Genomic DNA, 12,134 nt, shown 5'->3' with positions numbered 1-12,134 from the left:
GACGGAGGTGAGTGCCAGATGGCTGGTTCGACGGACAGGCGGCGGCAGGAGGTGCTGCGTGCCATCGTGGCCGACTACATCGCCTCCCAGGAGCCGGTGGGCTCGAAGGCTCTGCTGGAGCGGCACCGGCTGAACGTGTCCAGTGCGACGATCCGCAACGACATGTCCGTGCTGGAGTCGGAGGGTCTGATCGCGCAGCAGCACGCGAGTTCGGGGCGGATTCCCACGGAGAAGGGCTACCGCCAGTTCGTCGACCACATCCATGACCTCAAGCCGCTCTCGGCACCCGAGCGGCGGGCGATCCTCAGTTTCCTCGAGGGCGGGGTGGACCTGGAGGATGTGCTGCGCCGCTCGGTGCAGCTGCTGGCCCAGCTGACCCGCCAGGCCGCGGTGGTGCAGCTGCCGAATCTGCAGGTCTCCCGGGTGAAGCACTGTGAGGTGGTGGCGTTGAGTACGGTGCGGCTGCTGCTGGTGCTCATCACGGACACGGGCCGGGTGGACCAGCGGAACGTGGAGCTGGAGGAGCCGGTCGATCAGGAGCATGTCACCCGGTTGCGGGACCTGCTCAATCAGGCGTTGGTGGGCAAGACGTTGACGGAAGCGTCGTCCTCCCTCATTGAGTTGGCGGCGGATGCGCCGCCGGAGATCCGGCATGCGCTGGTGAAGTCGGCGACGAGGCTGATCGAGACGCTGGTGGAGCAGCCGAGTGACCGGCTCATCCTGGCGGGCACGTCGAATCTCACGAGGATGGCCCGGGATTTCCCGTCGGGGCTGCCCAGTGTCATCGAGGCGCTGGAGGAGCAGGTGACGGTGCTCAAGTTGCTGGCGAATGTGCCGGACCTGGGGAACGTGAGCGTGCTCATCGGCGGGGAGAACGAGGATGAGGATCTGCATGAGGCGTCGATCGTGACCACCGCGTACGGGTCGGACGGGCATGCGCTCGGCGGGCTCGGTGTGGTCGGGCCCACGTTCATGGATTATCCGGGAACAATTTCGAAGGTGTCCGCCGTTGCACGGTATGTTAGCCGTGTCCTGGCAGGCGAATAATCACCCGAATAGCTCTGAAACAAGATAGGAAGTTCAATCAACCGTGGCTCGTGACTATTACGGAATTCTGGGCGTGGAGAAGTCCGCCTCTGATGCGGAGATCAAGAAGGCCTACCGCAAGCTGGCGCGCAAGTACCACCCGGACGTGAACCCGTCCGAGGAGGCGGCGGAGAAGTTCCGTGAGGCGTCGGTGGCGCATGAGGTGCTCACTGATCCGGACAAGCGTCGGGTCGTGGACATGGGTGGGGATCCGATGGAGCAGGCCGGCGGGATGCCCGGTGGCGGCTTCGGCGGTGGTGGTTTCGGGGACATCTTCGAGGCGTTCTTCGGTGGCGGCGCCGGCGGCAGTCGGGGTCCGCGCAGCCGTGTCCAGCCGGGTAATGATGCGCTGCTGCGCACGGCGATCACCCTGGAGGAGGCCTTCAAGGGTGTGAAGAAGGACATCACGGTGGACACCGCGGTGGTGTGTGACCACTGTGAGGGCACGGGGTCGGAGTCGAAGGGCAAGCCGGTGACCTGTGACAACTGCCATGGCGCGGGTGAGATCCAGCAGGTGCAGCGGTCGTTTTTGGGCAACATCATGACCACGCAGGCGTGCCCGAAGTGTCAGGGGTTCGGTGAGGTCATCCCGGATCCGTGCAGCCGTTGTGGGGGTGACGGCCGGATGAAGAAGCGTCGTGATCTGGTGGTGACGGTGCCGGCGGGTATCGCCAACGGCATGCGGATCCGGATGGCGGGTCAGGGTGAGGTGGGCCACGGTGGTGGTCCGGCGGGTGATCTCTACGTGGAGATCGCGACGCGTCCGCACCCGGTGTTCCATCGCGAGGGCGACAGTCTGCACATGACGGTGTCGGTCCCGGCGATCGACGCGGCCCTGGGCACCTCCTTCGTCCTGGAGGATCTGGCGGGCGAGGAGCTGACCATCGACGTGCCGGCGGGGACGCAGCCGGCGGAGCAGATCCGCCTGGGCGGCGAGGGTATGCCGCGGCTGCGGGCGGAGGGTCGGGGTGACCTCATCGCCCACGTCGACGTCGTCGTCCCCACCGAGCTGGACGACAAGACCCGGAAGCTGCTCGAGCAGATCCGGGATCACCGCCACGAGTCCGCGCACATCAACCGCGAGGATGAGGACGGGAACTTCTTCTCCCGCCTGCGGGGCAAGTTCCGCCGATGAGCCTGCCGGTCTTCGTCCACCCCGGCCCCTTCGACGACGTGGTCGAGCTCGACGGCCCGGAGGGCCGGCACGCGGTCACCGTCAAGCGTCTGCAGCCCGGCGAGCAGATCATGCTTATTGACGGCCGCGGTGCCTTCGCCACCGCAACCATCACCGCCACCCGCGGCAAGGATGAGGTGACGGCTGCGGTGGGGGAGCGGGGCGTCGCCAAGCGGCCGGAACCGACGGTGACGGTGGTGCAGGCCCTGCCCAAGGCGGAGCGCTCGGAGCTGGCGGTGGACCTGGCGACGCAGGCCGGGGCGGACGCGATCGTCCCGTGGCAGGCGCAGCGGTGCGTGGCCAGGTGGACCGGCGCGAAGGTGGAGAAGGGCCGGGCGAAGTGGGAGGCGGCGGCGCTGGCGGCGGCGAAGCAGTCGCGGCGCACCCGGATCCCCGAGGTCCACGAGCCGGTGGACACCCGCGGGCTCGCCGAGTTCATCGCGGGGAAGACCGCGTACGTGCTGCACGAGGAGGCGGCGACCCCGATCCGGGACGTCGATCTCAGCGCTGCGGAGATCGTGCTCATCGTCGGCCCCGAGGGTGGGATCGGTGAGGAGGAGCTCGCGCAGCTGACCGCGGCCGGTGCCCGGGCCGTGAAGCTGGGGCCCGAGGTGCTGCGCACGGCGAGTGCCGCGATGGTGGCGCTGTCCGCCATCGGGGCCCTGACCTCGCGCTGGTAGGGTTTTTCCCATGGCCACACAGGTGATCACGAACACGGTTGAGCTCGACACCGCCTACGCGCAGGCGGTGCTGGGCATCAACGAGGAGAACCTGCGGGTGCTCAACAATCTCATCGACGCGGACCTGTTCGCCCGCGGGCATCTCGTGCGCGTCACGGGCCCGGGGCACGAGGTCGCGCGCGCCGTCAAGGTCCTCGAGGAGCTCGAGTCGATCGCCCGTCGCGGGCACGTCATCGCGCCGGACTCGGTCAAGCACGCGGTGTCGATCGTGACGGTGGAGGCGCCGCAGTCGGTGTCCGAGGTGCTGGCCAGCGACATCGTCAGCCGGCGCGGGAAGACCATTCGGCCGAAGACGCTGGGGCAGAAGACCTACGTCGACGCGATCGACGAGAACACTGTCGTCTTCGGCCTCGGCCCCGCCGGCTCCGGCAAGACCTACCTGGCGGTGGCGAAGGCGGTGCAGGCGCTGCAGGCCAAGCAGGTCAGCCGCATCATCCTCACGCGCCCCGCGGTGGAGGCCGGCGAGAAGCTCGGTTTTCTGCCCGGCACCCTCAACGACAAGATCGACCCGTACCTGCGCCCGCTCTATGACGCGCTGCGGGACATGCTCGACCCGGAGATGATCCCCAAGCTCATGGAGGCCGGCGTCATCGAGGTCGCGCCCCTGGCGTACATGCGTGGCCGGACGCTCAACGACGCGTTCGTCATCCTCGACGAGGCGCAGAACACCACCCCGGCGCAGATGAAGATGTTCCTCACCCGCCTCGGCTTCGGCTCCCGCATGGTGGTCACCGGCGACATCACCCAGGTCGACCTGCCCAGCGGCCAGAAGTCCGGCCTGCGCCTGGTCCGCCACATCCTCCGCGGCGTGGAGGACATCCACTTTTCCGAGCTCACCAGCCAGGACGTGGTCCGCCACGCCCTGGTCGGCCGCATCGTCGACGCGTACGACACCTACGAGGAGAAGCACCAGTCATGAGCATCGAGGTCTTCAACGAGTCCGGCCACGAGGGCGTCAACGAGGAGATGCTCATCGACGTCGCCTCCTTCGCCCTCGGTGAGATGGACATCCACCCGGATGCCGAGGCCTCCATCCACATCGTCGACCTGGCCACCATCACCGACCTCCACGTGCGATGGCTCGACCTGGAGGGCCCGACCGACGTCATGACCTTCCCCATGGACGAGCTCACCCCCGGCGGCGGCACCGTCACCGGCGGCCGCCCCGACGGCGCGGTCCCCGGCCCGGCCATGCTCGGCGACATCGTCCTGTGCCCCGAGTTCGCCGCCAAGCAGGCGGCCGCCGCGGGCCACGGCCTCGACCACGAACTGGCCCTGCTCACCGTCCACGGCTGCCTCCACCTGCTCGGCTACGACCACGGCACCCCGCCCGAGGAGCGCGAGATGTTCGGCCTGCAGAACGAGCTGCTCGCCGACTGGTACGACGACGTCACCCGTCGGGGTGTGACCTACCAGCCCAAGCCGACCGGGGCGCAGGCGTTCCCGTCGGCGGCGGACCGGGTCGCCCTCGACGAGATCGTGCCCGGCGGTGGGGCCGGCGGTGGGATTCCCGCGGTGGGGGAGCCGCGGCGTCGAGAAGCAGAACCTGAAGAAGGCTAGATGGACCTCGACATTGCCTGGCTGGGCACCGTCACCGTCATCGCGCTGGCGCTGTCCGGCCTGTTGGGGACCGTCGAATCGGCGGTCAGCTCCATCTCGCGGGCCCGCGTGGAGGGCATGGTCAAGGACGAGGTCGGCGGCTCCCGGCCGCTGCTGCGCGTGCTCGACCGGCGCGCTGACCACATCAACCTGCTCATCCTCCTGCAGACCCTGCTCGACGCCACCGCGGCGGTGTTCGCCGCGATCCTGGCGCGGGAGTACTTCGAGTCGGACGCGTGGGCGATCACCATCGCCATCGTGTTCGTCGCGCTGGTCAGCTACGCCGTCGTCGGCGTCTTCGGCCGGACGATGGGCCGGAAGAACCCCTATTCGGTGTCGCTGCGCTCGGCGATGGTGCTGCAGGCCGTGGCGTACGTCCTCGGACCCGTCGCGCGGCTGCTCATCTGGCTGGGCAACCTCATCGCCCCCGGCAACGGTTTCCGCGACGGTCCCTACGCCACCGAGGTGGAGCTGCGCGAGATGGTGGACATCGCGCAGGAGCACGGCATCGTGGAGGTCGCGGAACGCCGGATGATCCAGTCCGTGTTCGACCTCGCCTCCACCACCGCGCGGCAGGTGATGGCGCCGCGGCCGGAGATGGTGTGGATCGAGCAGTTCAAGCACGCCGGCCAGGCCACCACGTTGTGCGTGCGCTCCGGTTACTCGCGCATCCCGGTGATCGGGGAGAACATCGACGACATCGTCGGCATCGTCTACCTCAAGGACCTCGTGCGCACCACGTACCACCTCACCGACGGCGGCGCCTCGGTCAGCGTCGCCGACGTCATGCGCCCGGCCACCTTCGTCCCCGACTCCAAGAACCTCGACGAACTGCTCCACGAGATGCAGCGCGACCACATCCACATGTCCATGCTCGTCGACGAGTACGGCGGCATCGCCGGCCTGATCACCCTCGAGGACATCCTCGAGGAGATCGTCGGCGAGATCGCCGACGAATACGACACCCGCGAAGTCGCCCCCATCGAGCGTATCGACGCCCGCTCCTACCGCACCCTCTCCCGCCTCACCCTCGAGGACCTCACCGAGACCGTCCACGACGACCTGGACATCGACATCGACTTCCCCGAAGAGGTCGCCGAACAGGTGGACACCGTCGCCGGCCTCCTCGCCTACGAACTCGGCCGCGTCCCCCTGCCCGACTCCGTCGTCGAGACCTGCGGCCTGCGCCTGACCGCCGAAGGTGGCCGCGACCGCCGGGGCCGCGTCCGCGTCGGCTCCGTCGTCGTGGAGGTGCTGGCGTCCGCGGGGGACGACGCCCGCGAACCCGATGAAACTAATTGACACCCTGATGTGACCGCCCCTTGACAGCAGGGGCAGTATTGACCGCGTGAACATTCTCTCCATTCAGTCCCACGTCGCGTACGGTCACGTCGGTAACTCCGCGGCCGTCTTCCCCCTGCAGCGCCTCGGCCATGAGGTGTGGCCGGTGTCCACGGTCAACTACTCCAATCACACCGGTTACGGCGCGTGGCGTGGGCCGATGATCCCGGCGTCCGATGTCGCGGAGGTCATCGCCGGCATCGAGGACCGTGGCGTCTTCGAGCGTTGCGACGCCGTCCTCTCCGGCTACCAGGGCGGCTCCGACATCGCCGACGTCATCATCGACGCCGTCGCCAGGGTCAAGGCCGCGAACCCGGACGCGCTCTACGCCTGCGACCCGGTGATGGGCAACGCCAAGTCCGGCTGCCACGTCTCCGACCTCATCCCACCGCTGCTGCGCGACCGCGTCGTCCCCGTCGCCGACATCATCACCCCCAACCAGTTCGAGCTGGGCTACCTCACCGGACGCGAGGCCGGCGACCTCGAGTCCACCCTCGCCGCCGTCGACGCCGCCCGCGAGATGGGCCCGAACACCGTCCTGGTCACCTCCGTCGAACGACCCGACCGCCCCGAAGGCACCATCGAGATGCTCGCCGTCAACGACCAGGGTGCCTGGATCGTGCAGACCCCCTACCTGCCGTTCAAGCGCAACGGCTCCGGCGACGTCACCGCCGCCCTGTTCACCGGCCACTACGTGTCCACCGGCGACGCCGCCGACGCCCTGGCCCGTACCGCCTCCTCCGTGTTCGACCTCGTGGAGAAGACCTACCAGGCCGACTCCCGCGAGCTCCTGCTCATCGACGCCCAGGACGCCTACGCCCACCCGCGGATGCAGTTCGAGGTCACGCAGGTCCGGTAGGCATGCAAGAGCCCCCCGGCGCATCGGTGAGAGGAATTCCGGGGGGCGTTCGACACCGATGGTACTCTGCAGGCATGGGTGGGGTCAATATTCCGGGGTGGATTCCCCGACGTCGTTTGCAAACTTTCATGCCGGACGACGGTGATGTCACAGTAGCGCTCGAGCGTTACCGGTGGTCCCACTCAATGGCTGCTGAACTGTGGACAGTCATCGGCCACTTCGAGGTGCTGCTTCGGCACAGAATCGATGAACTACTCAGGGAATACTATCGGGAAGACGAACGTGGCATCCCTTGGTTCCTGCAGCCGGGGGTTCTCTCAGAGAAGGGGCGCGACAGTATCACCACAGTCGTTGAGCGACTTCATGGGGAAAAGAAGCTGTCTCGCGACCAGATCATTGCGGGACTGTCCTTCGGCTTTTGGAAGGGCTTTTTCGGGGCGGATGCCAGCGAACTCTGGAAGCACTGCCTCCATAAAGCCGTCCGCTATGACAAGGCGAACTACCCTACGCGCCAAAAGGTGGTGAGCGGCCTCGAGTCGATACGCAAACTGCGGAATCGCGTCGCTCATCACGATTCCCTGGCCAACGTCCCGCTCGCCGAGGAGGTACACAGGATTCTCCGCCTGGCTGCTGCCATAGATCCCGAAGCAGAGGCGTGGATCTCCCAGAACAGCAAATGGCGCGATGTCGCCAGCGAGAGACCTGACCTCGACAACAACGCGGTGGTGGTAGCAGCACGGATTGCCTGGGACATTTATCAGGCAACTGCAGCGGAAGATTCGTTGGGCGCTGCATTCTATGTGTGTCAGCCAGGAAGATTTTTCCGGGACGTTGAGTACCTCGGCTTTTACGAGGACCGGAAGATTCATCAGCCTTTTCCGCAGATCATTGCGATTCGGGATGACGTCGCATGGAATCAGGAAAATGCGGACCGCCTGAAACAGTCGGAGGACCGGACCGACGGGAAGATCGGCAGGTTCATTGAATGGGCGTTGGGGCCGGGTGCACATTTCCCGTGGACTACACGAAACGTCGACGTGTCGGGTGGGGGTTCCGAGTCAGTCACGGCACCTTCTGAGAATGCGCGCTTCAAGGTTTTCGTGCTGACCACTCCTCGGGACAGGAGAACCCGTAACCTCAATGCTCCGCTGACGAATTCCAGAACCGGAAAGGGCTCTGCTTTTACGCAACGACAGCGGTACGTATCCCTGGAGAAGATCCAGGTAGCCGATTCTGATCGAGGATGTGCTCGATGCGGATCTGCCTGAGTAGGGTGTAAACCAACCCCGGGCCCGTCACCAGGATCGCCCGGACACAACCGGACCTAGGAGTCTCACATCAGCGTTTTCAGCAGCACCCCGGAGGGTTTCCGCTCCGGCTTCGTCAGCTTCGTCGGCCGCCCGAACACGGGTAAGTCGACGCTCACCAATGCCCTGGTGGGGGAGAAGATCGCCATCACGGCGAATCAGCCGGAGACGACGCGTCATCCGATCCGCGGGATTGTGCACCGGGAGGATGCGCAGATCATCGTGGTGGACACGCCGGGTCTGCACCGGCCGCGGACGTTGCTGGGTGAGCGTCTCAATGAGATGGTCAAGGAGACCTACGCGGATGTGGATCTCATCGGTCTGACCATCCCGGCGGACGAGAAGATCGGCCCGGGTGACCGGTGGATTCTGGAGAATGTGCGGATGGTGGCGCCGAACACGCCGATCATCGGCATCGTGACCAAGCTGGACAAGGTGTCCAAGGATCAGGTCGGCGCGCAGCTGGTGGCGCTGCATGATCTGTTGGGCGGCAACTCGGAGGTCGTGCCGGTCTCCGCGACGGACGGGGTGCAGGTCGATGTCCTGGCGGATGTCATCGCGGGTCTGCTGCCGGAGGGGCCGAAGCTGTACCCGGATGACCATGTCACCGACGATGACACGGAGACCCGGATCGCGGAGCTCATCCGGGAGGCCGCGCTGTCGGGCCTGAAGGACGAGCTGCCGCACTCGGTGGCCGTGGGCATCGACGAGATGCTCCCGAACGAGGACCGCCCGGACGTGCTCAACATCCACGCGATCCTCTACCTGGAGCGCGAGGGGCAGAAGGCGATCATCCAGGGTAAGGACGGTCGCCGCTGGGGTCGGATCATCCACAATTCCCGCCAGGAGATCATCAGACTCCTGGGCCACAACGTGTTCCTGGATCTGCGGATCAAGGTGCTGAAGAACTGGCAGTCGGACCCGAAGTCCCTGGGCCGCCTCGGGTTCTAGGGGCATCCGATGCGGAGGGAGTCCTACCGCGACCGCGCCCTGGTGGTGCGCACCTACGACTTCGGCGAGGCCGACCGCATCATCGTGCTGCTCACCCGGAATCACGGCCTGCGCCGCGGGGTGGCCAAGGGGGTGCGGCGGTCGAAGTCCCGTTTCGGGTCCCGGCTGCAGCATTTCGTGGACATCGACGTCCAGCTCTACCCGGGCCGCAACCTCGAGTCGATCACGGGCGCGGACACGGTGGCCTACTACGGCTCCGGCATCATCGACGATTACGAGCGCTACACCGCCGCCTGCGCCGCCCTGGAATGCGCCGAGCGCCTGGCCGCCACGGACGGCGATGAGGATCCCTGGCTGTTCGACCACCTCACCGAGACCCTGGCCCGCATGCAGGAGTCGGATCACCCCACCCTGGTGCTCGACTCCTTCCTGCTGCAGGCGATGGGCCACGCCGGCTGGGCCCCCAGCCTGTTCGACTGCGCCCAGTGCGGCGCGCCCGGCCCGCACCACGCGTTCCACCCGGCCGTCGGCGGCGCCGCCTGCGTCAACTGCCGCCCCTCGGGCTCCGCGGAGGTGCCGGAGGAGGCGTTGCATCTCATGTGGCTGCTCGCCCATTCCCACTGGCCCGCAGTCTTATCGACGGCCGCGTCCCCCGACGGTGGACACCTCCTCGCCGTCGCCCACCGCCTCACCCGCGCCCACCTCCAGTGGCACCTGGAGCAGAAGGTGACGAGTCTGACCGTGATGGACCAGTTCTAGACCCCGGGTGGCAGAATGGGACGAGTGACTGACCTGACTCCTCCCGCCATCCCCGCCGAGATCCTGCCCCGCCACATCGCCCTGGTGATGGACGGTAACGGCCGGTGGGCCCAGCAGCGGGGACTCAAGCGCACCGAGGGCCACAAGCGCGGCGAGGCCGTCCTCATGGACGTCGTCGACGCCTGCCTGGCCATGGGCGTGCCCTATCTCTCCGCCTTCGCCTTCTCCACGGAGAACTGGCGCCGCTCCGCCGAGGAGGTCCGCTTCCTCATGGGCTTCAACCGCGACGTCCTGCGCCGCCAGCGCGACGAGCTCGACGCCAAGGGCGTGCGCGTCCGCTGGGTCGGTCGCCGCCCCCGGCTGTGGCGCTCGGTCATCCGGGAGTTCGAGGTCGCCGAGGAGCAGACGAAGGACAACGACAAACTGACGCTGGCCATGTGCGTCAACTACGGGGGCCGCGCCGAGATCGTCGACGCCGCCCGTGAGATCGCCCGCCTCGCCGCCGCCGGCGAGCTGCGCCCGGAGCAGATCACCGAGAAGACCTTCCCGCAGTGGCTCGACGAGCCGGACATGCCGGACGTGGATCTGTTCCTGCGCCCCTCCGGTGAGAAGCGCACCTCCAACTTCCTCATCTGGCAGTCGGCCTACGCGGAGCTGGTCTACCAGGACAAACTCTTCCCGGACTTCACCGCCCAGGACCTGTTCGCGGCCGTGGAGGAGTATGCTTCCCGTGACCGTCGTTTCGGCGGCACGAAGTAGGGGGAGACCGGCATGGTGGATGATCAGACGCTCACGTCGCAGCCGACGCGCGCCCAGATCAACCGGTGGCGCCGCTACCTGGCCAACGAGCGCGCCGAGGCCGCCGTCTACCGCGAACTCGCCCGCAAGCGCACCGGCGAGGAACGCGAGATCCTCCTGGCACTCGCGGAGTCCGAGGCCCGCCACGAGGCGTTCTGGCGTGACAAGCTCGGCGAGTACGTCGGCTTCCCCCGCCAGCCCGACCTGGGGACCCGTTTCATGGGTCTGCTGGCCAAACGTTTCGGCTCGGTGTTCACCCTCGCGCTGATGCAGACCGCCGAGTCGCGCAGCCCCTACATCCAGGACGATGACGCCCCCGACCAGATCGCCGCCGACGAGCGCATCCACGCCGAGGTCGTCCGCGGCCTGGCCACCCGCAGCCGGGAGAAGATGTCCGGCGGTTTCCGCGCGGCCGTCTTCGGCGCCAACGACGGGCTGGTGTCCAACCTGGCGCTGGTCGTCGGCATCATGGGCTCCGGCGTCAGCTCCAGCCTCATCCTGCTGACCGGCATCTCCGGCCTGCTCGCCGGCGCACTGTCGATGGCCGCCGGCGAGTGGGTCTCGGTCCGCTCCCAGGGCGAGCTTCTCGACGCCTCCACCCCCAACCCCCAGGCCCACACCCTGCTCCCACAGCTCGACGTCAACGCCAACGAGCTGGCCCTGGTCTACCGCGCCCGCGGGCTCAGCGAGAAGGACGCCGCCGAGAAGGCCCGTTCCGAGTTCTCCCGCATGGCCTTCGAACAGGCCATCGGCCTCGACCGGGAGGACCACCCCGAGGGCGTCGAGCAGCACGCCAACGCCAGCGAGGTCGTCGGATCGGCGTGGACCGCGGCCGGCTCGAGCTTCCTCTTCTTCGCCGGCGGTGCCTTCATCCCGATCATCCCGTTCCTCTTCGGGGCCTCCCCGGTCCTCGGCGCGGTCATCGCCGTCGTCCTCGTGTCCTGCGCCCTGCTGTTCACCGGCGGCATCGTCGGCGTGCTCTCCGGCAAGGCACCCCTGGTCCGGGCGCTGCGCCAGCTGGCCATCGGCCTCGGCGCCGCGGGTGTGACCTACGTGCTGGGCCTGGCGTTCGGCACCGTGATCGGCTAATCCTGCTGCCTGGCCGCCCGGCACTCGGCGCACAGGCCGTAGATCTCGGCGTCGTGGCCGGTGACCTCGAAGTCGAATTCTTTGGCCACGGAGCGGGCCCAGTTCTCCACCGGTCCGCCGTCGATCTCCTCGGTGCGCCCGCAGTTGGTGCACACGAGGTGATGGTGGTGGCTCTCGGAGACGCACTGGCGGTAGAGGGTCTCGCCGGAGGACATGTGCAGGACGTCGACGGCGGCGATGTCGGCAAGCGACTGCAACGTGCGGTAGACGGTGGTGAGGCCGACCTTGAGCTCGCGATCCTCGAGCTCGCGGTGGATCTCCTTGGCGGAGGCGAAGGTGTCGATCTCGGAGAGGACGGTGATCACGGCGGCGCGCTGGCGGGTGTTGCGGGCGCCGAGCTTCGGGGTGGCTGACGGCAGGGGAGACATGTC

13 protein-coding genes are annotated in these 12,134 nt (G+C 67.4%); 12 read left to right on the top strand and 1 reads right to left on the bottom strand.

The window, feature by feature from the left end:
- Nucleotides 1-18 precede the first annotated feature (18 nt).
- The 12 genes from hrcA to QP029_RS13915 all read left to right on the top strand — a co-directional run bounded on the left by hrcA (nucleotide 19) and on the right by QP029_RS13915 (nucleotide 11,703).
- Entirely contained in the window at nucleotides 19-1,047 is a 1,029-nt protein-coding gene (gene hrcA / locus QP029_RS13970) for a heat-inducible transcriptional repressor HrcA (protein WP_284874842.1), read from the top strand.
- A 43-nt stretch (nucleotides 1,048-1,090) separates the two neighbouring features.
- Nucleotides 1,091-2,221 (top strand): molecular chaperone DnaJ, encoded by a 1,131-nt coding sequence (gene dnaJ / locus QP029_RS13965; RefSeq protein ID WP_284874841.1) that lies wholly within the window; start codon nucleotides 1,091-1,093, stop codon nucleotides 2,219-2,221.
- Nucleotides 2,218-2,940, top strand: coding sequence for a 16S rRNA (uracil(1498)-N(3))-methyltransferase (locus QP029_RS13960; RefSeq protein WP_284874840.1), 723 nt, complete (start codon nucleotides 2,218-2,220; stop codon nucleotides 2,938-2,940). Before dnaJ ends, QP029_RS13960 begins: the two co-directional genes overlap by 4 nt.
- Before the next feature lie 10 nt (nucleotides 2,941-2,950).
- Nucleotides 2,951-3,919 carry a PhoH family protein gene (locus QP029_RS13955; protein ID WP_284874839.1) on the top strand — a complete coding sequence of 323 codons (969 nt, stop codon included), beginning with the start codon at nucleotides 2,951-2,953 and terminating at the stop codon, nucleotides 3,917-3,919.
- The gene (gene ybeY, locus QP029_RS13950) at nucleotides 3,916-4,560 is read left to right on the top strand and encodes an rRNA maturation RNase YbeY (RefSeq protein ID WP_284874838.1); all 645 of its coding nucleotides are present in this window, start codon (nucleotides 3,916-3,918) and stop codon (nucleotides 4,558-4,560) included. The genes QP029_RS13955 and ybeY overlap by 4 nt, the downstream gene beginning before the upstream one ends.
- Nucleotides 4,561-5,901 carry a hemolysin family protein gene (locus QP029_RS13945; protein WP_284874837.1) on the top strand — a complete coding sequence of 447 codons (1,341 nt, stop codon included), beginning with the start codon at nucleotides 4,561-4,563 and terminating at the stop codon, nucleotides 5,899-5,901.
- Nucleotides 5,902-5,947: 46 nt separating this feature from the next.
- Complete coding sequence (gene pdxY / locus QP029_RS13940) at nucleotides 5,948-6,799, top strand: pyridoxal kinase PdxY (protein ID WP_284874836.1); 852 nt, start codon at nucleotides 5,948-5,950, stop codon at nucleotides 6,797-6,799.
- Between the two features lie 74 nt (nucleotides 6,800-6,873).
- Nucleotides 6,874-8,067: an Abi family protein gene (locus QP029_RS13935; RefSeq protein ID WP_284874835.1), complete on the top strand. Its 1,194-nt coding sequence runs from the start codon at nucleotides 6,874-6,876 to the stop codon at nucleotides 8,065-8,067.
- A gap of 69 nt (nucleotides 8,068-8,136) precedes the next feature.
- Entirely contained in the window at nucleotides 8,137-9,057 is a 921-nt protein-coding gene (gene era, locus QP029_RS13930) for a GTPase Era (RefSeq protein ID WP_284876268.1), read from the top strand.
- 9 nt (nucleotides 9,058-9,066) lie between these two features.
- Complete coding sequence (gene recO, locus QP029_RS13925) at nucleotides 9,067-9,816, top strand: DNA repair protein RecO (RefSeq protein WP_284874834.1); 750 nt, start codon at nucleotides 9,067-9,069, stop codon at nucleotides 9,814-9,816.
- A 15-nt stretch (nucleotides 9,817-9,831) separates the two neighbouring features.
- On the top strand, nucleotides 9,832-10,575 hold the full coding sequence (locus QP029_RS13920; protein ID WP_284874833.1) for an isoprenyl transferase: 744 nt from the start codon (nucleotides 9,832-9,834) through the stop codon (nucleotides 10,573-10,575).
- Nucleotides 10,576-10,587: 12 nt separating this feature from the next.
- Nucleotides 10,588-11,703 (top strand): VIT1/CCC1 transporter family protein, encoded by a 1,116-nt coding sequence (locus QP029_RS13915; RefSeq protein ID WP_284874832.1) that lies wholly within the window; start codon nucleotides 10,588-10,590, stop codon nucleotides 11,701-11,703.
- Here the strand turns inward: QP029_RS13915 and QP029_RS13910 are convergent.
- Nucleotides 11,700-12,131: a Fur family transcriptional regulator gene (locus QP029_RS13910; protein WP_284874831.1), complete on the bottom strand. Its 432-nt coding sequence runs from the start codon at nucleotides 12,129-12,131 to the stop codon at nucleotides 11,700-11,702. The genes QP029_RS13915 and QP029_RS13910 overlap by 4 nt on opposite strands.
- Nucleotides 12,132-12,134: the final 3 nt, after the last annotated feature.

It is taken from the genome of Corynebacterium suedekumii, from assembly GCF_030252185.1.
GTDB lineage: Bacteria > Actinomycetota > Actinomycetes > Mycobacteriales > Mycobacteriaceae > Corynebacterium > Corynebacterium suedekumii.
The sequence above is the reverse complement of the archived record's forward strand: the minus strand, read 5'-3'. Positions and strand labels throughout refer to the sequence as shown.